Annotated in this window: 1 pseudogene; it reads right to left on the reverse strand. The window is 53.1% G+C overall.

Annotated features, from left to right (window positions below):
• Window positions 1-801, reverse strand: a pseudogene (locus tag ABRP66_RS11620) (IS256 family transposase); the annotation flags it as partial.
• Window positions 802-1,058: the final 257 nt, after the last annotated feature.

Consider the following 1,058-nt stretch of genomic DNA (forward strand, 5'->3'; position numbering starts at 1 on the left):
TGGTTGATGGCTTGTTTCCAGCCGGAAACTCGGGCTCCTTCCATGAGTCTGCCGGCTGTTCTTGAGACTCGTTTGCCCTGCTTCGCTCTCTTTGCAGCGCGTTTGTCTTCGATATTGCAGATCATCAGCCATAGCGTTTTCAGCGCTGATTCATCGTTGGTGAACTGCACCCTGTTGCGGGTAGCTTTACGCAGTTCATTGGTGAATGATTCAATCGAATTCGCCGTCATAGATTACCTTTCTGACTGCTGGCGGGAACTGCAGAAACGGTACGAAACGCGCCCAAGCATCTCGCCAGACTTTGACTGAGCGTGGATACTTTTCTGCTAATTCAGAGGCTTCAAATTCGTCTAAAGCAACCTGTGCTGTGGTTTCATCCGCGGCGGTGTAGATCTTTTTCAACGCGGCCGATACGCCCCGGCGATCCCCGTAGGTGACCTGCCGGTTAGCGGCACGAATCAGGTGCACGATACAGGTTTGCACCATAGAGTGCGGCCAGGTTGCCTCTACTGCTTCCGGCAGGCCTTTCAGCCCGTCACAGCAGACGATAAAGACGTCTTTGGCCCCACGATTAGCCAGGTTAGAGCACACCTGCGCCCAGAAGGAAGCACCTTCTTCTTTGGCAATCCACAACCCCACAATGTGCTTAATACCGTCAAGAGCCACACCAATTGCCATGTACGCGGACTTGTTGACCACTCGGCCACCGTCGCGGACTTTAATGCGCAGCGCATCCAGGAAAATGACGGGGTAGAATTCGTCTCACTGGCGGTTGTGCCAGACCATGACCTCATCGCCGACGCAAGCTGCTACTCTGAATAGTCCTAAAAAATGTCCGCATCCCCTTTTGTCGTTTAGCCCAGGCGACCCACCCCTAGACCCAAAACACGAAAAACCGGCACCCCAGAACAAAAACGACTAAGATGCCGGTTTGTCAACGATGTCGCGACTGACCTGTCAAGCATGTCGCGACTCATGACATACTCATCAGTCGCGACATGTTTGACACTATGAATAGTCCCAACCGCAACATGGCCATCGTCAAGGCAGTCCGCAAA

The organism is Corynebacterium sp. KPL2680 (assembly GCF_040225675.1).
Lineage (GTDB): Bacteria > Actinomycetota > Actinomycetes > Mycobacteriales > Mycobacteriaceae > Corynebacterium > Corynebacterium rhinophilum.